Raw genomic sequence first — 21,901 nt, forward strand, 5'->3', positions numbered from 1 at the left:
ATTTATAACCTCATACCTGATTGTATCCGTTGTCACAGGAAGTTAATTTTTCCGCAAGCGTTTTCCTGTAGATCTTGTCGTTAGGCCCCGTATTGCTACGCGAATTTTCTTTATGGAAAATATGAAAGGCTAATGCAGCCATTTTCAATCGTCGTCTTTTAATGCCCGAATGTAATAACCGGGCTGCAAATTCATAGTCTTCGCCGCCCCATCCTTCAAAACCATTGTAATATCCATTAACCTGAATATAGTCTTTTTTCCAAAAGGCCAGATTACAGCCTTTAATATGAAATGGGTTTGAGGGGTCTAAAAGAAAAATTTTAGTTAAAACAGGAACCCTGAGTGCATTAAACCTGCTGTATAAACCTGTCGTAAAAATAGAGAAGTTGGTGTTTTTCGTTTTTAAAATTTCGTTTGCCTTTTCTTCTGTAATCATTGAGCGGCTCCCCTGAACAAAATAACCTGCTTGCGCACCTTTCAAATGGTCAGCAACAAATTTGGGGTGAACAATAATATCACCGTCTATTTCTATAATATAAGAAGAGGTAATTTGTTTAACCGCTTTATTGAGGATTAAGCTTTTTCTAAAACCTTTGTCTTCATGCCAAACATGTTTAATGGGCAGGTTAAATTCAACTTTAAACCTTTCAATCAGAGCTTTGGTATCCTCTTTTGAGCCATCATCTGCAATAACAATCTCATTGGGCATGCGGGTTTGTTTAGCTATGCTCAATAGCACAAGCTCTAAAGCCGCTGGCCAGTTATAGGTCGAAATTAATAAAGCAACTGATGGTAATTCCTTTCGCATTCAATTATAAATATTAAGGTTAATTTCTATTAGAAATTATTTTATGATTTTATAGTTTTTATATTCTCCAATTCTCCAGCCTGTTACCTGCTCAATTCTGTGCAGCATTAGCCTGCGGAATGATAACGCTATTTTTTTAGGATTATGTTTGAAAGTCCAATCCTGGGCTTCGATTGTTTTTTTCATCGTTGCAGGATGATGGCTTTGTTCAAAGGGCGCTAAAATATCGGCAACGGTTCCAAAATCGAAAGTTTTATATTCTTTATACTGATTTTCAGTTTTATCTGCAGATTGATAATAATTGTTAAAACTTTTCACCTTACCCAATAACAAATCAGGATTTCTGCAATAAGAATAATGAAAAATTCTTGCATGAAGAAGTTTAACATTTAACTTTCTGCTATTGATTTGGTTTTTATAATCTTCGGGCGAAGGGTAGATTCTAAATCCTTGCGAATCTTTGTAAGAATACACATTTGGTAGGTTTCTAACAATGCGGATCTCTCTTCGATGCCAGCGTCTCGTCGTTCCGATGTGCTTGTAATCACCAATAAAATGATAAAAATTAAAAAGGAAACCATCTACACTTAAATCATCTTTGAAATCGGTCATTGCCTGTTGTATTTCGGGTAAATCCTTTTCATGAAAAACCTCATCAGACTGAATATGAAAAGCCCAGTCTCCCGTACATGCGCTTAAGCCAATGTTTGCTTGCTGTGCAAATACCTGCCCGCCTTTAATAAGCTCGTCATCCCATACCGTGTCAATAATCCTGATTTTATCAGATCCAATTGCCTCAATTGCTTCGCGTGTGCCATCTTCTGATTTTCCTACAACGGCAATAAACTCGTCGCAAAGGGGTAAAATAGATTTTATAGATTCAATTACAGGGTATCCGTATTTAAAACTATTGCGCATATACGTAAAGCCGCTTACTTTCATGTTTTATCGGTATTTATCTTTTTATTTTATGCAAAGATACGCTTATCAATTAAATTACTTTATTTAGCCATAATAGCGGCCATGGGTTTAATTTTTTTGACGGTTATTCTGGTTTGAGTACAGGCGTAGTTAACTGCTTTTTTTTCCAGTGATCACCTTTTTCGTAAAGGAAAAATTTGCCAAGTTTATATTTCACCTTTAGGTGCTTATTGTAATCTGTGCCAAAAATCCGGTAAGGAATAGTAGGGTTTTCTTTAATACATTCATTAATAGCCAGCGTATAGGCAGTTGGCCCCGTCATTTTGTGCACATCGTTTGGATAGGCATTGGTGCGAATATTTTCTAAAACAATTTCTATAGTTCTTTTTAGAAAAGGATGTCCGGCATCAAAAATTAAAGCCCACTGTGCAAATAAAGTTGGGTCGCCCTCCTTCGTAATAATTGCAGAATCATCCGGCCGAATAAAATCATTAAGGCTACCGTTTATTCCGCTATCAATATCAACATAAATGCCGCCTTTTTTAAATAATACGGCATATCTGAAGAAGTCGGCTTTTGCTGCACCAATATTTAACCTTTTGTACAAACGAAAAGTATCTTCATCAAATTCTTCCAACAAGAATTTTTCTATTCTGGCATCATCATAAAACTCGTAGCTAAAATCAGGATTTTTTCTTCTAAATCTGGAAATATGCCAACGTGTTAACCATGGTAGCTCTGACGATTTGAATGTTTGATGAATGATTTTTGGAATAGGCATTTTAACTAAATTAAGCTTCTGATGATTTGATAAGGAAATTTTTAGTTAACATTTGATAGGTAATGTAAAACCAGATTAAAATACAAGGAAGCGCTTTTAATGAGTAACGCATAATGTAATTATTTCTAATGTATCGCGGATAAAAATCAGTTGGTGCCAATGAAGTTAACAGAAATGCAAAAATTAATAAAGCAATAACTTCCTTTTTAACGGGTTTATCTTGCAGTACAAACCAAAGTGCTACACCTGTAAAAGCAATAATATAAGTTGGCGATTCAGACGAATTACTAAAAATTACAGTGAAAATAAGCGTTGAAGCCAGTAACATTAACCTGAAACCCTCAGCTTTATACTGTTTAATTCTCAGGTAAGGCAATCCAAAAAGTATTAATCCAAAAATTAGAAACGGCAAATTAGAGATTGCCGGGTTTTGAAACAACCTTCTTGCCATGCCCATTATAGACATATCTTGCCATGAAGTTAGCGTAGCATTTTCAAGCTGTTTTGCAGACAAAGAGATATACCAATCTTTGTAACACTGAATAATATAATCAAACCCAAAAAACACCATTGGCAAAACAAAGAAAACAATTGCCCAGAAAATACAGTATGCAATAAATTTTGGCTTCTGTTTTACAAAAAAGAAAAAAGCGAGCCCTACAATTCCATAGAGCTTTATAAAAGTGCCCAACATAATAAGGAACGCAGCAATGAAATTGTTCTTCCTGTCAATCATGGTGTAAGAAAGAATTATGATTGCCGTAATGGAGGGGTTTATCTGGAAAGAAAAGAGGGCGGTAAGCAACTCATTAGCAATAATCCAGTATATGGCATTTATTTTAGTTGATTTTAAAGGAAGCGTAGACACTGCATAATATAAAAACAATGTGTTTGCAACCTGCCATAAGAAAATGCCAAGATACCTTGGCATTAATGCAAAAGGAGCTATAATTAAGGAGAAGAATGGTCCATAATGATTCATGTCGCCATATTCTATATATCTCGCATATAGATTTAGTTTTTCGAGCGAATGAAAAAAAGTATAAATGAAAATTCGATAATTATTGGGTTCGTAGCCTGATTTATACTGTTTAACTGTACTAAATATTGCTAAGCAGAGCCAAACAAATAAAATGAAGTACTTATTATTGAAGCATTTTAAGGCTTTAGCGTATACCATATAGAGGTTAATAAAAATTTATTTGGAGCCCGGTACCAAGCTATAAATGAAATATGATAAATAAATTCTGTTATTTTGTGCAAATGTAGTTTTTATTGATGAATAACCATCTATCCATTTTAGAAGAAGTTAAACGCGGGAATTATAAGACTTTAGCCAGGGTTTTAACCCTTGTTGAAAATGATATTGCGCCTGCAGCTTTAATTCTCAGGGATTTGGATAGCCATAAAAATATACCGGTACTTGGCATTACCGGGCCGCCCGGGGCAGGTAAAAGTACCCTTGTAAATGCCATAACCAATCAATTTGTTTCTGCCGGGAAAAGAATAGCCATATTAGCAATTGACCCTACTTCGCCATTTAATTTTGGTTCTTTACTTGGCGATCGAATCCGGATGGCGACACAGTTTAACAATCCAAATGTTTTTATTCGTTCTTTAGCAACAAGAGGTGCATTGGGTGGCATTTCTGCAAAAACAATAGAAATGGTTGATGTTTTAAAAGCAGCAGATTTCGATTTAATTTTAGTTGAAACAGTTGGTGTAGGCCAATCTGAGGTAGAAATCGCCGGCTTAGCTGATAAAACAATAGTCGTTTTGGTTCCTGAGTCTGGCGATGAAGTTCAGAATATTAAATCAGGACTAATGGAAATAGCCGATTGTTTTGTAATTAATAAAGCTGATAGAGCGGGGGCAGATACATTTGCAAATAACCTTAAAAAAATTGTGCATCAGGGCTTAAAAGTTATCCCGGTTTTAAAAACGGTGGCCGATAAAAATATTGGTGTAGAAGAATTGTACGAGTGGATTAACAATAACCCTGCAAACGAAGTAAATGAAAAGAAAGAATTTTTGTTTGCAGAAAAGGCATGGAAAATAATTCAGCATTATAAAATGTTGCCCATAGATAAAAAAAGGCTTCGGGAAAAGATTCACGAAGCCTTACTTAAAAAAGATTTTAATATTTATCGATTTGCAGATGAATTTAAGAATTCATGATGTCTTCAATTTCTTCAGCCTCTAATGGAATATCTGCCATTAAATCTATATTTCCATTTGCTGTAATTAAGATATTGTTTTCCAGTCTGATGCCCAAACCTTCTTCTGGTATATAAATTCCAGGTTCAACGGTTAAAATATTTCCTTCAGCAAAAGGGGTGTATCTGCCCGCAAAATCATGTACATCTATTCCTAAGTGGTGAGAAGTGCCGTGCATGAAATACTTTTTGTAAGCAGGATAGGAAGCACTTTGTTTTTTAACCTCTTCAGCTGATATTAAACCAAGCTTAACTAATTGCTCTGTCATGAGTTCGCCTACCTGTTCATGGTAAGTATTCCAAACGGTATTGGCCACTAAAAGCTTGGTTGATTCTTTCATTACATGCAACACTGCATTATACACTTCTTTTTGTCGGGCAGTAAAACGCCCGTTTACCGGAATAGACCTGCTCATATCGGCGTTGTAATTCGCGTATTCTGCACCAAAATCAAATAAAATTACATCACCATTTTTACATTCCTGGTTATTATCATTGTAATGCAGAATGTTAGCGTTGTGGCCAGATGCAATAATTGGCGTATAAGCATGGCCCGTTCCACCCTGACGAATAAATTCGTGAATAATTTCGGCCTCTATTTCATATTCTTTAACACCTGGCTTTGTGAATTTTAATACTTTTATAAAGGCATCTCTCGTAATTGCACAAGCTTTTTTAGTTAAATCAATTTCTACTTCAGATTTAACTGCCCGGAGTTTACGCATAATTGGAGCAGAACGTTCGTAATGGTGTAGAGGATATTTCGATCGCATTTGATCTATAAAGCGAATATCTCTGTAGGGAACGGCATGTGCATATCTGTCGTTCTCGTTGGTATTTAAATAAATGTTATCTGCGTAGTGAACAATGCTGTGTAAGATGTTGTCAAAATCTTCCAGCCAATAAATAGCTTCAATGCCCGAGGCTGCTTTTGCTTGCTCCTTTGTATATTTATAGCCTTCCCAAACCTTAATGTGATCATTTGTCTGTCTTAAAAACAGGACTTCTCTATATAATGGATTAGGACAATCGGGGTAAAGCAGTAAAATGGTTTGTTCCTGATCAATTCCTGATAAATAAAATAAATCAGGATTTTGCTTAAATACAAAGTTCTGATCACCGCTTCTTGGAAACTCATCATTCGATTGAAATAGCGCCAAAGAGTTGTTTTTTAGTTCTTTAGCATAGTTTTTGCGGTTTAAGACGAAAAGCGATTGATCAATTTTAGGATATTTCATAAATGTTATATATTAAACTGGGTAATGGTCAAATGTAAGAAAATGATTAAATATGTAGAAGTTTGGAACGGAGTTTGTATAAAAGTTTGAAAATTTAAAATTTTGTTTAATTTTGCGGTTACTAAAAAATTAATCAATTAAATTGTTTAACCCTTAAAAAAGAAAAAAAGATTATGAATTATTCTACTTTAAAGAAAAGTCTTGCTCTTTCTTTAGTGGCATTAACAGGAGTAGCTTCTCTTGCTGTCGCTCAGGAAACCCCGGCAACGACTTCTTCAACCAAGGTATTTGGTGGAAGAGGACAGTACAGAACTTGGTCAATTGGTGTTAACGGTGGTGTTTTAGCTCCTGTTATTGCGATTGGCGGTTCTAATGATTTTAACAAATGGGATGCTAACTTAGGTTACGGTTTAAATATCCGTAAACAATTAGGTCACTCGTTTGCTTTAGAATTAAACGGTTTACGTGGTAAAGTATCTGGATCTAACGATGCAGCTTTAGCAGGTGCTGGTTCAACTGCAAAAGAATTTGAAACTCAATTACAATATGCTGTAGATTTACGTGGTGTTGTTAATGTTGGTTCTATCGATTTCTTACGTCGTGAGAATTCAGTAGGTTTCTTCTTAACTGCCGGTGGTGGTTATTTAGCTTACGCACCAAAAGTAACTAACGCTAATGGTTCTGTAACTGATTGGAAAGGTAATGCTACTGGCCCTGCAGGTGACAAACACGATGCTAAAGATTACGTAAAAGGTTTTTATATTCCAGTTGGTGCTGGTGTTAAATTCAAAGTTTCTGAGCGTGTTAACTTTAACTTAGGTTACACAATGAACTTTGTTGACGCTGATAACTTTGATGGAGTTTATGCTAAAGGTACTACTAAAGATCACTTCTCTTACGGTTATGCTGGTTTAGAGTTCTCTTTAGGTTCTTCTGCAAAACCAAGTTTAGAATGGTCTAACCCATTAGCTACTATGTACGATGAGTTAAAAGATCCTACTTTACGTCAAGAAGTTGAAGCATTGAAAAACCGTGTTTCTGCTGTTGAAAAATCTGTTGAAGATTTGAAAAAAGATACTGACGGTGACGGTGTTGCTGATCAATTCGACAAATGCCCAGGAACTCCTGCTGGTACTGCTGTTGACGGTTCAGGTTGTCCACTTCCTAAAGTAGCTCCTGTTACTGAAGTTTCAACTTCAAACGTTACTGGTTTCGAAAAAATCGGTTTTGATTTCAACTCATCAGTATTAAAAACTGAATCTTATCCAACTTTAGATAAATTATCTTCAGTGTTACGTGAAAACGGTGGTAAAGTAACTGTTAACGGTTACGCTTCAAGCGAAGGTACTGCTGCATATAACTTGAAATTATCTAAAGACAGAGCAAATTCTGTTAAAACTTACTTAGTAAACTCTGGCGTTTCAGCTAGTCAAGTTGCTACTAAAGGTTTTGGCGAAGCTAATCCAATTGCTTCTAACGATACTGAAGAAGGTCGTATCCAAAATCGTCGTGTTGAATCTGCTAGAAACTAGTATTTTCTCACTTAAAATTTTGAAAGAGTCCCGGTTATTAGCCGGGACTTTTTTTATGTCTTTTAATTTTCTGTATAAACCTTTTTATCTAAGTTTGTACTATGTATTTCTTCAGAAAAAAAGACCCTAACCGTCCAAATAACATCAACATTAAAATTATGCATGTTATTAATGCTTTGGCCATCTCTATTTTTCTTGCAGGCATTATCTATAAGCTGATTCAATGGCTTTCTAAGTCTTAACCCCCCATTCTTTTATGAAACAAATTATCAAAACAAGCAATGCGCCCGCGCCAATAGGACCATATAATCAAGCTGTAATGGCTGGTAATTTTTTATTTGTTTCCGGACAGATTGCAATCAATCCGGAAAGTGGAGAATTAAACCTTGTAAATATCGAAGAAGAAACCCATCAGGTAATGCGTAACCTTAAAGCCGTATTGTTGGAGGCGGGCTTAGATTTCGAAAATGTAGTAAAAACAACCATCTTTTTAAGTGATATGGGCACCTTTGCCCAGGTAAATGAAATATATGGCCAGTATTTTACAGAGAACTTTCCTGCCCGCGAAACGGTACAGGTATCGGTATTGCCAAAAAATGTTAATGTAGAGATTTCTGTAATTGCAGTTAAGGGATAATTTTGGCTTAGGAAAAGATAAGTATTTTCGTTCGGTATTGTTGCTTTCGATATTAATTTTTAATGCACAATTGATTAACTTGTTATTTACAAGAAACAGTAGAAATTTTGTTTAATTCTCCGTTAGATACACCTATCGAATTTATAAAAGGCGTTGGACCAACCCGTGCTGACGTAATAAAGAAAGATCTTAATCTCTTTACTTATGAGGATATGCTTTCTTATTATCCTTTTAGATACATTGATCGAACAAAATTTTATAAAATTAATCAGATCAATGCTGATGCAGCTTATATTCAGATTATTGGCCGGATAATCAGCAAAAAGGTTATTGGTGATAAGAGAGCAAAGCGAATTGTTGCCGTTTTTAAAGATGAAACAGGCATCATGGAATTGGTGTGGTTTCAAAGTTTAAAATGGGTAGACGATCATATTATAGTTGGCACAGCGTATGTGGCTTTTGGGAAACCAACTTTGTTTAACGGTACGTTCAGCATTTCTCACCCGGAAATGGAGTTATATCAAAAGAATGCTGTTGGCAGGGGAAACCAGACTTTACAGCCTGTTTATAATTCTACAGAGAAACTAAAGAAGTTTAACCTTGATTCTAAAGGAATCCAGCGGTTAATTGCGGGTTTATTAGATCAGGTGGTACAACAAGTACCTGAAACTTTACCGCAATATATTTTAGATAAATATCAGCTACCCGATAAACGGGTAGCTTTACTCAATATTCATTTTCCAAAAAATCAGAAAGACCTGAGTGCTGCGGAAAGAAGGTTGAAATTTGAGGAACTGTTTTTTATACAACTTCAACTTTTAAACAGTAAACAACTAAAAGCCTTAAAGTTTAAAGGCGTAACTTTTAATGTTGTTGGCGAAAAGGTTAACCGTTTCTATAAAGAGTTTTTGCCTTTTGAATTAACCAACGCGCAAAAACGTGTGGTAAAAGAAATTAGGATTGACACACAACGTGGTGTTCAAATGAACAGACTTGTACAGGGCGACGTAGGAAGCGGAAAAACTGCTGTGGCACTTATGAGTATGCTTTTAGCAAATGACAACGGCTACCAGGCTTGTATGATGGCGCCTACTGAAATTTTAGCGCGGCAGCACTATGCTTCTATTACAGAACTGGTAACAGACGACCTGGTTAGGGTTGCCATATTAACCGGAAATACAAAAAAGAAAGCGCGCACCCTTCTTCACCAACAACTGGAAAATGGAGAAATCGACATTTTAATCGGAACACATGCTTTAATTGAAGATAAGGTTCAGTTTAAGAACCTGGGTTTGGTGGTTATTGATGAGCAGCATCGTTTTGGAGTAGAACAGAGGGCAAAACTATGGCGTAAAAGCATTATTCCTCCGCATATTTTGGTAATGACGGCTACGCCTATTCCGCGCACACTTGCCATGACACTTTATGGAGATCTGGATGTATCGGTTATTGATGAATTACCTGCCGGCAGAAAGCCCATTGAAACGCGGCATCTTTTTGAAAGCCAGCGCATGCGCATGTTTGGTTTTATGAAACAGGAAATTGCTAAAGGCCGGCAAGTTTATGTGGTTTATCCGCTGATTAAAGAAAGCGAGAAGTTAGATTTGCTACATCTTGAGGCTGGCATTGAGCAATTGAGTTATCAATTTCCTCGACCTGATTATCAGATGAGCATTGTTCACGGGCAAATGCCAAATGCCGATAAGCAATTTGAAATGCAACAGTTTATCGAAGGCAAAAGCCAGATTATGGTTGCCACCACGGTAATTGAAGTTGGTGTAAATGTGCCCAATGCTTCGGTTATGGTTATTGAAAATGCCGAGCGTTTTGGTTTATCTCAATTACACCAGTTACGTGGACGCGTAGGACGTGGTGCCGAACAGTCTTTCTGTATTTTGATGAGTAGCAATAAATTGAGCAAAGATGGTCGCCTGCGTTTAGAGACTATGGTTAGAACCAATAATGGGTTCGAAATCTCAGAGATTGATTTACAGCTACGCGGTCCGGGAGACTTAACCGGAACACAGCAAAGTGGTGTTTTAGATTTAAAACTTGCCGATTTGGCTAAAGATCAGATCATCCTCTCAGAAGCGAGGAATACAGTAATCGCTATTTTTCAGGAAGACGGGCACCTGGAAAAGCCCGAGAATGCTTTGCTTAAGGCCTACCTGCGAAAGCGTGAGCAGGGTATTTCATTCGATAAAATTTCTTAACATCATTTGCACGTAACGATTTAGTTTGAGTTAAATTTGATTGAAGGATTTAATTTTCAAACCGTAATTTTGCAGTTCAAATTCTTTCAAGTGGCAGATTCAGAACCCAATCCCATTGTTACAAAGGCCGATCCTTACGCGGCTTTGCGTTTTCCCGAATTCAGGTCTTTTTTAGGTATGCGTTTTTTCTTTACGCTGGCCTATCAAATGCAGGCGGTTGTTATCGGTTATCACATTTATGATTTAACACATGATGCCCTTAAACTTGGGTTGGTCGGTTTGTGCGAAGCCATCCCTGCAATAGGTATAGCACTTTATGGAGGTTACATTGCAGATAAAAGTGAGAAAAGAAGTCTGCTAATTAAAATATTTTCAGGCGTACTGCTGTGCTCTGTTCTGATGTTGCTCATCACCAGTAAATACCTTCATTTAAAAGAAGACCTGATTGTGCTGATTATGTATGGGCTGGTATTTTGCATTGGAATTGCGCGTGGTTTTTTCGGGCCTGCTACATTTTCTTTAATGGCTAAAATTGTACCGAAAGCCCTTTACCCAAATTCAACAACGTGGAACAGCAGCAGCTGGCAGCTGGCAACCATTATCGGGCCGTTAATTGGTGGTTTGGTAAACTGGTTGTGGGGTATTACAGCCGCTTATATTGTAATTGTAGTGCTCATTTCTATTTCATTGATCTGCATTTTCAGTTTTAAAAAACACCCGGCTACATTTGTACCTACACAAAATATTTTTAATAGTTTGGGCGAAGGTATACGCTTTGTATTTAAAACGAAGATGATGGTTTGGGCCATGAGCCTGGATTTGTTCTCGGTATTTTTTGGTGGTGCAGTAGCGCTGTTGCCTATGTTTGCCAAAGATGTTTTCCACATGGGATCGATGGGTTTGGGCATTATGAGAGGCGCGGCATCTTCAGGTGCGGTAATTACCATGCTAGCCATGACACGCTTTTCACCTATGAATAAACCCTGGAGAAATCTGCTGATTGCAGTTACCGGTTTCGGCTTAAGCATCATCTGTTACGGGCTTTCTAAAAACTTTTATTTAACGTTGTTCTTCTTATTCCTCGAAGGTTCGTTTGATAGTGTAAGTGTAATTATCCGCTCAACCATTATGCAGTTGCTTACACCCGACGAAATGCGTGGCCGGGTATCAGCAGTGAACAGTATGTTTATTGGTTCTTCTAACGAAATTGGGGAATTTGAATCGGGCTTAACTGCAAAATTAATGCGACTTGTGCCTGCTGTAGTTTTTGGCGGCAGTATGACTATTGCCATTGCTGGTATAACCTGGTTAAAAACAAAGTCGTTAACCAAATTAAGCCTGCAGGATATTAACGATCAAACCGCTGCAGTTAAAGCATAGGTTTGACCGGAATTAAAATTGTTTGTTTTTGCCCCAAACCCAATAAATAATTGAGCCTATAAAGGGTGCGAAGATGATTATGATGTACCATAATACCTTCACACTTGAGCTCATGTTATTTCTTGAAATATTCCACAAAGCAGATATAACCAATGCAAGCCACAACAAAGCGGGGATAATTATTGTTAAAAACCAGGGAGCTAAATTTTCGTTCATAAATTATAAAGATTAATTAATACGAATGCAATTCAGTATATAGCAAGGCGCACTCCGAACTTTCATGCATTCCTAAGCTTCAACAATTCTTTCGCCAATTTGTTGGCGCCACATGGCCTGATATAAACCATTTTGAGCAATTAACTCTTCGTGCTTACCCTGTTCAATAATATGGCCCTTTTCCAAAACATAGATCCTGTCTGCATGTTTAATGGTCGATAGCCTGTGCGCAATTAAAATGGTAATGTGATCGGTTAAATCAGAAACAGACCTGATGGTTTTGGTAATTTCTTCTTCCGTAATGGAATCTAAAGAAGAAGTGGCTTCATCAAATACTAAAATATCTGGTTGTCTTAGTAAAGCTCTGGCAATTGATAAACGCTGTTTTTCTCCTCCTGAAACTTTTACGCCACCTTCACCAATTAAAGAATCCAAGCCTTTATCTGCCCTGGCCAATAAGGTTTGACAAGCTGCCTGGTTTAGTACTTTATAACATTCTTCATCCGTGGCATTAGGATTTACAAAAAGTAAATTTTCTCTTATTGTGCCCGAGAATAATTGGGTGTCCTGTGTAACAAAACCAATTTTCTCCCGTAAAGCATCCAGATCAATGTCTGTACTCGATGCGCCGTTGTATAGTATTTGTCCTTCCTTTGGCGGGTACAATCCAACCAGCAGTTTAACCAATGTTGTTTTTCCAGAACCAGAAGGGCCGACAAAAGCAATGGTTTGTCCGTTATTGGTTTTAAAAGAAATTTGCTCTAAAGCATTTCTGTTTGCCGTTTGGTGTTTAAAGCTTACCTCCTGGAAAGTTAAATCATTAATCTTTTTAATAGAAATAGGGTTATCAGGTTTTTTGTCAATCGGAGTGCTTAAAATCTTTTTAAAATTACCTAACGATACCTCGGCCTCGCGCCAGGAAAGAATTACGTTGCCTAATTCCTGTAGCGGTCCAAAAAGAAAGAATGAATAAAATAAGAAAGAGAAATACTGTCCTGCCGAAATTGTATCGTCAAAAATCAATAAAAGCAATACCACAATCATGGTACTTCTAACCAGGTTTACGGTAGTGCCCTGTACAAAGCTCATGCTGCGTACATACTTTACCTTTTTAAGCTCCAGGCCTAAAATTTTGTAAGTCGTTTTGTTTAATCTTTCAATTTCCTGTTCGGCAAGCCCCAGACTTTTTACCAGCTCAATATTTCTTAATGATTCTGTTGTAGAGCCGGCTAAAGCAGTTGTTTCGCCTACAATAGAACGTTGTATGGTTTTAATTTTGCGGCTCAAAAACCAGCTTACAAAACTGATGATTGGAATGGCGGCAAAGTAAACCAGGGTAACTTTGTAGCTGATGGAGAAAGAGTAAACAATTACAAAAACCATCCCAATCAAACTCACAAAAAGTACACTGATAAACGAAGTGATGAATTTTTCAGAATCCAATCTTACTTTTTGCAAAATGCCCAGGGTTTCGCCGCTGCGCTGATCTTCAAAAACCTGATAAGGTAATTTTAAAGAATGTTGTAAACCATCAGCATACATTTTGGCGCCAACCTTTTGTACAATTACACTGGTAAAATAATCCTGGAAATTTTTGGCAATCCTGGATACCATTGCCGCACCAATTGCTAAGCCAATAAAGCCTAATGCTCCCCATATATAAGCACTTTTGCTGCTGAACGATGATTTTTTGTTGATGTACAAATCTAAAATTCGTCCTGTAAAGTAAGGGTCCATTAAAGAAAAGCCAATATTTATGCCTGCAAGAAGGAGTGCCAAGGCCACAATCCACTTGTGTTTCTTCAGGTAGTTTATTAATAAATTCATTAGTGCTTTGTTGTTTGAAATACAAACATAAAAAAAGGGAACGGATATAAATCCATTCCCTTTTTTTATGACTTTACGCTAAGATACTTAGCATAGATTATTTAAGTTAAAAGCCATAGCGTAAACCAACCTGGAACTGATAAGGGTTACCTGAAGGGGTTACGATACCTGCATTGTTTACATTGTAGTTGAATTTTTTATTCACGGCATCAAAACCCGGGTTTTGCAGGGCATATAATGCCTGATTTCCCAATGATTCGTTAACACCCCATGTTTTCTTGAAAATGTTGGCTACGTTAAAGGCATCAACAGATAATTCGAAATTATGGGTTTTATTGATCTTGAATTTTTTTGTAATCCTTACATCAACAATTCCGTAGAAACCATTTATACCACCATTTCGTTCTGCAATTTTATCACCGTATTTATTAATATAATCTTTTAAACTCTGGCTGGCTAATGGATTATCCATAATGGCTTGCAAGCCAGCGCGTACGTTTGCAGCTACATTTGGATTGTTTCTGTCAAAAATAAAGGCTAAATCATTTGTTCCTACAAAATCGCCATTGGTATTGGCTCCAGAAAGCAAGCTATAGCGTGTACCTGCAATACCCGAATAACGAACACCAATGTTAAAACCATAAAAGCTCGGACTTGTGCCATAAAACACAACTTTATGTCTGAACTGGTTATCAGAATAAGTCATGTGGCTTAAATCACGCGGATCATCTTTAACAGGAAGTGCTAAGGTAGAAGTATTGGCTACGTTACCATTATAAGAAGTATTGTCTTTGGTATCGTTCCAGGTATAACTTACAGAGATTTCTCCATCTCTGAAATACTGGTAAGTTCCATCAACCACAATGGCAAACTGATTTACTTTACCATCACTGTTCATTTCAAGTACGCGGCCTAATTTTTTACTGATCCGTCCTTCTTGCCAATCAGCAGCACCATTGGTTAGCGGAATGGATGCTAAAGGAACGTACACACCACGGTTCGCTTCGTTGGCAATGGTAAAATAAGGATCAACAGCCATGTTACGATCTACATAAACATAGTTATTGCGGCCTAATGTAGCATAACCGGTAATGCCCGCTCTTAATTTAGGCGTAAAGAAGTGACTGTATGATATATTTCCTTTGTAAACTACCGGAACTTTAGCCCCTTTTGCATAAGTATTAATGGTTGGTAACTGGTACTGGCTTAAAGTAGGCGCAGTGGCTGGATTACTTCTATAACCTGTTAAATAGGCAGTTGGAATGCCTACACGTGTATCAACTGTGCCGTAATGCTTACCATCAAAGGTTAAGTTGTTAATGGTTACATAATTGTTAATGTCTGATGCGAAAACACCAGCCCCTAAACGTACAAAATCAGTACGTTGCTCGTTTATATCCCAGCTAAACTGAACACGCGGTTGTACCACAAACGATTTTAATTTATTATCGGTACGTACACCAATTTCATCAAAAACCAATTGATTTAATGGCGAAGAAGGGTAATGCGCATAGTCTAAACGTAAACCAGCGGTTAAATCAAGTCCTTTAGCAAGTTTAGTTTGCATTTGGCCATAAATTCCCGCATTTATAATTCCGGCATTTACGCTTGGATCGTCCATTAAAGGTACCTCTCTGAAATAGCGGTAAGCTGTTCCATTTTCATAGTTGGTAAAAGTTGGCACTTTGCTTCCGTCGCCTAATGTTGTTGTTCCGGCCTGTACATGGAAGCGACCATTTACCTCGCTACCGTATAAAGAGTGCGCGTGGGTATACATAAAATCAACACCAAAAGTGTATTTCACTTTATCGGTATTGTAATATAAATTATCTACAAACTGCAGTACGTTATTGGTAAAACCTTCCTGCGCAAAGCGATGGCCACCCATTTCTATATTGGTTGCTTTATTAGAACCACCAATAACAGAAGTAACCCCTTCAACAATTACACGGGGGATATTTGATGCCGGTAACTGATCGCCCGGGCTACTTTTCTGGTAAGTATAAAGATGTTGTACTTTTAATTCGTTTGTTAACCTCGAATTGATTGAGGTACGTAAAGTAGCCAATAAACTGTTGTCAACATTTTTATCGTTACCATAAGATTCATATAAATTAATGGCAGTGTTATCTTCTAAACCTAAATTATTACGGTCGTTGGTATAGTTGTCACGAATGGTTAACAAGTTTTTATCATCAATTTGCCAGTCTATACGGGCGAAAGCAGCATCAGATCCTCTTTTTTTAGGGAAAGAACCATATTGAGCAGTATTGGCCACACCATATTTATTACGGGCAACTCCAACAAAATAATCCATGGTAGAGCGCGTAATGTTATAACGCAATTCATCAGCCGAAGATTGTACATCAGCAATTAACAAGGGCCGTGCATCTCTCTGATGATCCCAGGCTACAAAGAAGTGTAATTTATCTTTAATAATCGGGCCGCCTAATGAGAAACCATATTGGTAGGTCGAGAAATCTGCCTGACGTTTATTGCCCCTAATGTCGTAACCACTCGATAACCAATCGGCACGGCCATAAGTAAAGGCACTTCCCGATAAAGTGTTGGTACCTTGTTTAGTTACTGCACTTACAGTACCGCCACCACTACGGCCATAAGTAACGTCGTACTGGTTGGTTACCACCTTAAATTCTCTAACTGCTTCTATTGAAATTGAATAAGGTGCACCACTGCGGCTGGTTGTGCTACCTGCTGATGTTGGGTTTTTAGCATTCATCCCATCAATGGTATAATTGGTAGAAGAACCCAGCTGGCCAGAAATATTGCCACCCTTACTTAGTGGAGATAAATCCATTAATGAGGTAAAGTTACGTCCGTTTACCGGTAATTGGGTAATGGCTTTAGCTGAAATGGCTGTTGCCGCCCCAATGTTTTCAATTTTATTTTTTAAACCTGAAGCCACAACCTGTACCGCTTCTAAATTTTGAGAAGCTTCCTGCATGCCGATGGCAAGTTTTATGGCATCGCCTTGATTTAAAAAGTATCCGCTTCTGGTTTGTTCCCCAAAGCCTACATATACAGCTTTTATAGTGTAGGGGCCACCTAATGGAAGTTCTTTAAAGGTATACTCACCTTTTGTATTCGTAGATGTTTTAGTGGTGAATCCTGTTGATTCATTTCTAATTTGGACAGAAACACCAGGAAGAGGTTTCTTTTGTTCATCGACAACGCTCCCCGATATTGATGCCTGGGTTGTTTGAGCAAATGCCTGATTATGGACAAAGCAAAACAGCAGCAATACTGCGGTAAGTAAATTTTTGATCATGATTAGTTCTAATTGTTTTCTTAGGCGCAAAGATGTTTTCTTAGTGTTAATTGAAATTAGATTTTACATTAACATAAGGTTATTAGTTTAAACGGAATGTATTCTAAATGTGAAGAGCATCAATTGTGGGACACATAATAATCTTTAGAAGGGCTGCTTGCAGGGTAAAAAAAGAAGGCAGGAAATTAATGCCAGTCGTAGGTGTTAAGTTTGTATTAATTTGTTGCACAACTAATTTAATGGAAAGGTTGCACGCTGCCAGTGTTGAGTAAGATTTTAATGCAGCCCTAAAGATTCTTTGCTTCGTTGCGCTGCGCTCGAAATGATGAGTATTTTAAGCGGTATACTTGAAATTGCGAACGAATTGCCAAAACAAAAAACGGCCAATAAATTAATATTGGCCGTTGTGTTTTTTTAGAACGAATTAAAATTGTGGGTTACACTATAATTTTCAGTGCACCAGCAACGTTGAAGGCTATTTCTTTTCCGCAGTATATTTATCACTGAATTTTTTATCCAATTGCTTATGCAGGTTATCCAGGTTAATATCTCTGCCCTGAATAAAGGCTTGTTCAACTTTATTGGTTTTCATATCTAAAGCATCTCCGGCCGAAATAAAGAAGGTTGCATCCTTTCCATTTTCGATACTGCCAGTGGTTTTATCAACTCCCATTACCTTGGCTGCATTTAAGGTGATGGTAGACAGCGCCTTTTCTTTATCCAAACCCCAGGCAGAAACAGTACCGGCCATAAAAGGTAAATTGCGTTGTTGCCAGTATCCATCGATACTAACCACTACAGTAATGCCTGCATTGGCTAAAATTGCTGCATTTTTATAAGGCATATTCACATCATCATCGTTATTGTTGGGGAGGGCATGGGGTTGTTTTACAACAATGCTGATGTTGTTCTCTTTTAAAAAATCAATTAATAAATAAGCTTCATCTGCGCCCGTAATAACAGGTGTAATGCCAAATCTCTTTGCGAAATTTACTGCTGCTACAATATCCTTTTGACTATCGGCTGCTATAAATAGCTTTTCTGCACCTGTAAACACACGCTTCATAGCTTCAAACCGTGTGTTAATTACATCAGGTTTACCCATTTCGCCATAGGCCTTAGCTTCGGCGAAAAAAGATGTTAATTGATTAATGGCGGCTTGAGCACGCTCAGCCAATACTTCTGCCGAAACTTGAGGTCTGCCGAAACCACCTCTAAAACGTGGCGTAACAGGCCAGTTCATGTGCATGGCATCGTCTGTTTTAATTGCAGCATCTTCCCAGTTCCATGCATCAAGCTGTACAACGGATGAGCTCCCTGATATGGTTCCGCCTTGTGGTGTGGGTTGTGCCATTAAAATTCCATTGCTTCGTAAGGTTGCCGGTACTTTTGAATCCGTATTGTAGGCAACAATTGAGCGGATATGAGAATTGTAATCACCAATCTCCTGAAAATCAAGTGTGGCTTTTACGGCCTCAATTTCGGTTAAACCAAGATTGGTTGTTGCTGCAATAAAACCCGGATAAATGTGTTTACCACTGGCGTTAATCTGCATAACATCGTCCTGTGGTACTTGTCCATTTGCCACAACCGAAATAATTTTACCATTGCCAAAAAGGATGGTTCCATTTTCAATAATGGTTCCGTTACCTACGTGTACGGTAGCACCTGTAATGGCTATGGTTTTACTTTGTTTTTTTGCTGGCGATATGTTGGCCTGTGCAAAACAGATCAGACTGGTTGCCGATAACACCAGACTGAATATATAGGGTTTAATAAGAGTGTGCATGTTCTTGTTCGGTTAATTCAGCTGAATAATTTTCTAAAGTTTCGCAATTGTATAAACGAGGTGCATCGCCTACCGGGCGTTGTGTGCGGCTGCCTTTACTTTTGCTTTCTAACATTTTTTGAATCAGGCGTGCCTTTTCAATTTGTTGTGATTTAATCACTTGTGCATCTTTTTCAATGTCCCAGTATGCAATGCCATCAACAAAAGTTTTTTCGGCTTTTGCATAAATGGATAAAGGATTGGCCGACCAGATAACCACATCGGCATCTTTCCCTGCTTTTAAGCTGCCCACCTTTGCATCAATGTGGAGCATTTTTGCTGGGTTAAGCGTTACAAACTTGAAAGCCTCCTCTTCTGGAACGCCGCCATATAAAACAGCTTTGCCTGCTTCCTGGTTTAAACGGCGCGCCATTTCGGCATCATCCGAGTTAAAGGCAGTGGTAATGCCTACGTTGTGCATAATTTTTCCATTGTATGGAATGGCTTCTGCAACTTCGTTTTTATAAGCCCACCAATCAGAAAAAGTAGAACCTGCAATGCCATGTGCTTTCATTTTATCGGCTACTTTATAGCCTTCTAAAATGTGTGTAAAAGTATTTATCTTAAAGCCCATGCTATCTGCCGCATGTATAAGCATATTAATTTCGCTTTGTACATAAGAGTGGCAGGTAATAAAACGCTTGTTGTTTAAAATTTCTACTATGGCATCCAATTCTAAATCACGACGAATGGTATTGCCTTTTACCGATATTGCCTTTTCATATTCTTTGGCGCGGGTAAATTCATCGATATAAGTTTGCTCAACACCCATGCGGGTTACCGGAAAACGTTGCCCTGTTCCAAAATTACTTTGCTTAACGTTTTCGCCGAGTGCAAATTTGATAAAGCCATCAGCACCTGCAAACTTTAATTCCTCGGGCGATTTGCCCCATCTTAATTTAATCAATTGCGATTGGCCTCCAATTGGATTTGCCGAGCCATGAAGAATATGAGAGGTGGTTACCCCACCTGCCAGCTGGCGATAAATATTAACATCCTCAGAATTGATAATATCGGCAATCCGTACTTCGGCAGATACCGATTGGGCACCTTCGTTTATACCACCCGAACCAGCAATGTGCGAATGTTCATCAATAATACCAGGTGTAATGTGTTTCCCCGTTGCATCGATTACTTTAGCGTTTCCTGCCGGAAGGTTTTTACCTACAGCCTTAATTTTACCATTTTCCAAAAGTACATCTGCATTTAGCAGAATGCCCTCTTTCTCATTGGTCCAAACGGTACCATTTTTAAGCAGTACGCTTTCTGCTTTGGGCAATTCAGCATTTCCAAAGGCTCCAAACGGATACAGTAAAGCGCCCATGGCCAACGTTGGTTTAGGTTCGTCACGTTTAGGTGTATCTTTGGCCGGTTCTTTATAGGTAGCCGTAAATTTTCCGGTACTTCCATCAGCAAGGGCCGATTCGCCTTTAAAAGTCAGGGGATTGGCAGCCGTCAAATAGCCGCTTAAACGCACATCACCTTTTGGGTTTTTCTTTAAGTTAAAGTTAAGGCTAACCCAATCTCCATTGCGACTAAAAGTTGCAGTGGTTTTAACACTATCTGCTCCGGTTCTTTCTACAGCAGCAACTGAGCCACCAGCTGTTCCGGTAATTTTTAAAGTTAAGGCACCAATACCATCAACGTTTAAGTTGTAAACACCACGTACATCAGCAACATCCATTTTATTTACGATAAAACGTTTGCCTTGTATCCAGTTTTCAAATATGATGTTTCCATTTTTAAATAAGTTATCAGAAGAGATGAGGAAGTTGGCAACTTTGCCTTTTTCCAACGAACCCACTTTATCACTTATACCCAAAATAGAAGCCGGAATTTCGGTTACCGATTGTAAAGCCTGTTTCTCAGATAGTCCATTTTCTATAGCCGTGCGAATATTTGCCCAAAAATCGCGGCTGTTTTCCAGTCCGAAGGCCGTTAATGCAAATTTAATTCCTGCCTTTTCTAAAGCAGCTGCATTTGCAGGAGCCATTTCCCAGGCTTTCATTTGTGCTAAAGTTACGTTTCGGGCTTCTGCCGGATCTTCCACATCATATGCTTTAGGAAAAGCCAAAGGAATAATTAATGTAGCGCCAGTTGCTTTAACTTCGTTAATTCTTTGGTATTCATCGCCATTAGATTTAATGATGTATTGCTTCCCAAATTCCTTGCCTATTTTATCGGCTCGTAGAATGTTGGCCCAACCATCCGCCTCAAAAATCTGGGGCATATTTTGCTGTTTGCCAAATTCTTCAAGAGAAATGTTGTATTCCTCCTTTTGTTTATTGTACCATTGCGCATCGTAATAGGTTTGACGCAATAAAGCAATAGATCCCATTAAAGAAGTTGGATAATCATTCGCAGACGATCCTTTATTAAAAGAATAATTGGCTGCGGTTTGGTCTTTCAGGAATACATTGTTATCTGTTCCATCGTTTAAGGTTACAGCGGCCGAAATACCACGCGCAATGCCATCGCGGTTAATAACATTTACACTTCCAAAACCAACTTTACGGAGTTCATCAGCTTTTTTAGCATCAGCACTGAAAATATTTTTAACCGATGTTTCGGGACGTATAGCTTCGTTCCAGTTGTAAGCGCCCTTTTTTGTGGAGGTAAAAACCGATTGACGATTGCCTCCAAAGCCACGTGCTTGACTGGTTACCTCGGGTAAACCATAGCCTGAGAAAGCATCAATTAAAGATGGGTAAATAAATTTTCCTTTTAAATCAATCACTACGTAACCTTTAGGTACGGCTATGCCGGCACCAACCGCCTGTATGGTTTGGCCTTTTATTAAAAGAGTAGCATTTGTTAAGGTTTGACTGGCATTAACCACAATTGTTGCGTTGGTAAGGGCAAACATTCCCGGGCGCGTATCAAAAGAGCCATTAACCGGGTAAGTACCTTGTTGCGCAAAAAGCATTGTAGTAGAAAATACCAGCACAATGGCGAGTAAAATTTTCTTCATAATAAGTTTAGGGGTTTATTTTGTTTAAAACTAATATAAATAAG

Annotated in this window: 16 protein-coding genes; 6 read left to right on the forward strand and 10 right to left on the reverse strand. The window is 38.1% G+C overall.

The window, feature by feature from the left end; translation table 11 throughout:
* Window positions 1-10 precede the first annotated feature (10 nt).
* From R2Q77_RS05525 to R2Q77_RS05540, 4 genes are all read right to left on the reverse strand, one after another.
* Window positions 11-808 (reverse strand): glycosyltransferase family 2 protein, encoded by a 798-nt coding sequence (locus R2Q77_RS05525; protein ID WP_316802711.1) that lies wholly within the window; start codon window positions 806-808, stop codon window positions 11-13.
* Between the two features lie 36 nt (window positions 809-844).
* Window positions 845-1,750, reverse strand: coding sequence for a glycosyltransferase (locus R2Q77_RS05530; RefSeq protein ID WP_316802712.1), 906 nt, complete (start codon window positions 1,748-1,750; stop codon window positions 845-847).
* A 103-nt stretch (window positions 1,751-1,853) separates the two neighbouring features.
* On the reverse strand, window positions 1,854-2,510 hold the full coding sequence (locus R2Q77_RS05535) for a glycosyltransferase family 32 protein (protein WP_316802713.1): 657 nt from the start codon (window positions 2,508-2,510) through the stop codon (window positions 1,854-1,856).
* Between the two features lie 10 nt (window positions 2,511-2,520).
* The gene (locus R2Q77_RS05540; RefSeq protein ID WP_316802714.1) at window positions 2,521-3,690 is read right to left on the reverse strand and encodes a glycosyltransferase family 87 protein; all 1,170 of its coding nucleotides are present in this window, start codon (window positions 3,688-3,690) and stop codon (window positions 2,521-2,523) included.
* A 98-nt stretch (window positions 3,691-3,788) separates the two neighbouring features.
* Here R2Q77_RS05540 and meaB point away from each other — a divergent pair, with 98 nt between their 5' ends.
* Window positions 3,789-4,688 (forward strand): methylmalonyl Co-A mutase-associated GTPase MeaB, encoded by a 900-nt coding sequence (meaB, locus tag R2Q77_RS05545; RefSeq protein WP_316802715.1) that lies wholly within the window; start codon window positions 3,789-3,791, stop codon window positions 4,686-4,688.
* Here meaB and R2Q77_RS05550 read toward each other — a convergent pair.
* Window positions 4,675-5,964: an aminopeptidase P family protein gene (locus R2Q77_RS05550; RefSeq protein WP_316802716.1), complete on the reverse strand. Its 1,290-nt coding sequence runs from the start codon at window positions 5,962-5,964 to the stop codon at window positions 4,675-4,677. The two genes, meaB and R2Q77_RS05550, sit on opposite strands and share 14 nt — an antisense overlap.
* A gap of 173 nt (window positions 5,965-6,137) precedes the next feature.
* Here R2Q77_RS05550 and R2Q77_RS05555 point away from each other — a divergent pair, with 173 nt between their 5' ends.
* The 5 genes from R2Q77_RS05555 to R2Q77_RS05575 all read left to right on the forward strand — a co-directional run bounded on the left by R2Q77_RS05555 (window position 6,138) and on the right by R2Q77_RS05575 (window position 11,726).
* Window positions 6,138-7,496: an OmpA family protein gene (locus tag R2Q77_RS05555; protein ID WP_316802717.1), complete on the forward strand. Its 1,359-nt coding sequence runs from the start codon at window positions 6,138-6,140 to the stop codon at window positions 7,494-7,496.
* 101 nt (window positions 7,497-7,597) lie between these two features.
* On the forward strand, window positions 7,598-7,738 hold the full coding sequence (locus tag R2Q77_RS05560; protein ID WP_316802718.1) for a DUF6728 family protein: 141 nt from the start codon (window positions 7,598-7,600) through the stop codon (window positions 7,736-7,738).
* 14 nt (window positions 7,739-7,752) lie between these two features.
* A complete protein-coding gene (locus R2Q77_RS05565) occupies window positions 7,753-8,133 on the forward strand; it encodes a RidA family protein (RefSeq protein ID WP_316802719.1) in 381 nt (126 codons plus the stop codon).
* Window positions 8,134-8,240: 107 nt separating this feature from the next.
* Window positions 8,241-10,346, forward strand: coding sequence for an ATP-dependent DNA helicase RecG (recG, locus tag R2Q77_RS05570; protein WP_316802720.1), 2,106 nt, complete (start codon window positions 8,241-8,243; stop codon window positions 10,344-10,346).
* A gap of 90 nt (window positions 10,347-10,436) precedes the next feature.
* The gene (locus R2Q77_RS05575) at window positions 10,437-11,726 is read left to right on the forward strand and encodes an MFS transporter (protein WP_316802721.1); all 1,290 of its coding nucleotides are present in this window, start codon (window positions 10,437-10,439) and stop codon (window positions 11,724-11,726) included.
* 12 nt (window positions 11,727-11,738) lie between these two features.
* Here R2Q77_RS05575 and R2Q77_RS05580 read toward each other — a convergent pair whose 3' ends face one another.
* From R2Q77_RS05580 to R2Q77_RS05600, 5 genes are all read right to left on the reverse strand, one after another.
* Window positions 11,739-11,942 (reverse strand): PLDc N-terminal domain-containing protein, encoded by a 204-nt coding sequence (locus R2Q77_RS05580; protein WP_316802722.1) that lies wholly within the window; start codon window positions 11,940-11,942, stop codon window positions 11,739-11,741.
* Between the two features lie 72 nt (window positions 11,943-12,014).
* Complete coding sequence (locus R2Q77_RS05585) at window positions 12,015-13,769, reverse strand: ABC transporter ATP-binding protein (protein WP_316802723.1); 1,755 nt, start codon at window positions 13,767-13,769, stop codon at window positions 12,015-12,017.
* Between the two features lie 106 nt (window positions 13,770-13,875).
* Window positions 13,876-17,058 carry a TonB-dependent receptor gene (locus R2Q77_RS05590; RefSeq protein WP_316802724.1) on the reverse strand — a complete coding sequence of 1,061 codons (3,183 nt, stop codon included), beginning with the start codon at window positions 17,056-17,058 and terminating at the stop codon, window positions 13,876-13,878.
* Between the two features lie 475 nt (window positions 17,059-17,533).
* Window positions 17,534-18,847, reverse strand: coding sequence for an amidohydrolase family protein (locus R2Q77_RS05595; protein ID WP_316802725.1), 1,314 nt, complete (start codon window positions 18,845-18,847; stop codon window positions 17,534-17,536).
* Window positions 18,831-21,857 (reverse strand): amidohydrolase family protein, encoded by a 3,027-nt coding sequence (locus R2Q77_RS05600; protein ID WP_316802726.1) that lies wholly within the window; start codon window positions 21,855-21,857, stop codon window positions 18,831-18,833. The genes R2Q77_RS05595 and R2Q77_RS05600 overlap by 17 nt, the downstream gene beginning before the upstream one ends.
* Between the last annotated feature and the right edge of the window lie 44 nt (window positions 21,858-21,901).

This window comes from Pedobacter nototheniae (genome assembly GCF_032678625.1).
Classification (GTDB): Bacteria; Bacteroidota; Bacteroidia; order Sphingobacteriales; family Sphingobacteriaceae; genus Pedobacter; species Pedobacter nototheniae_A.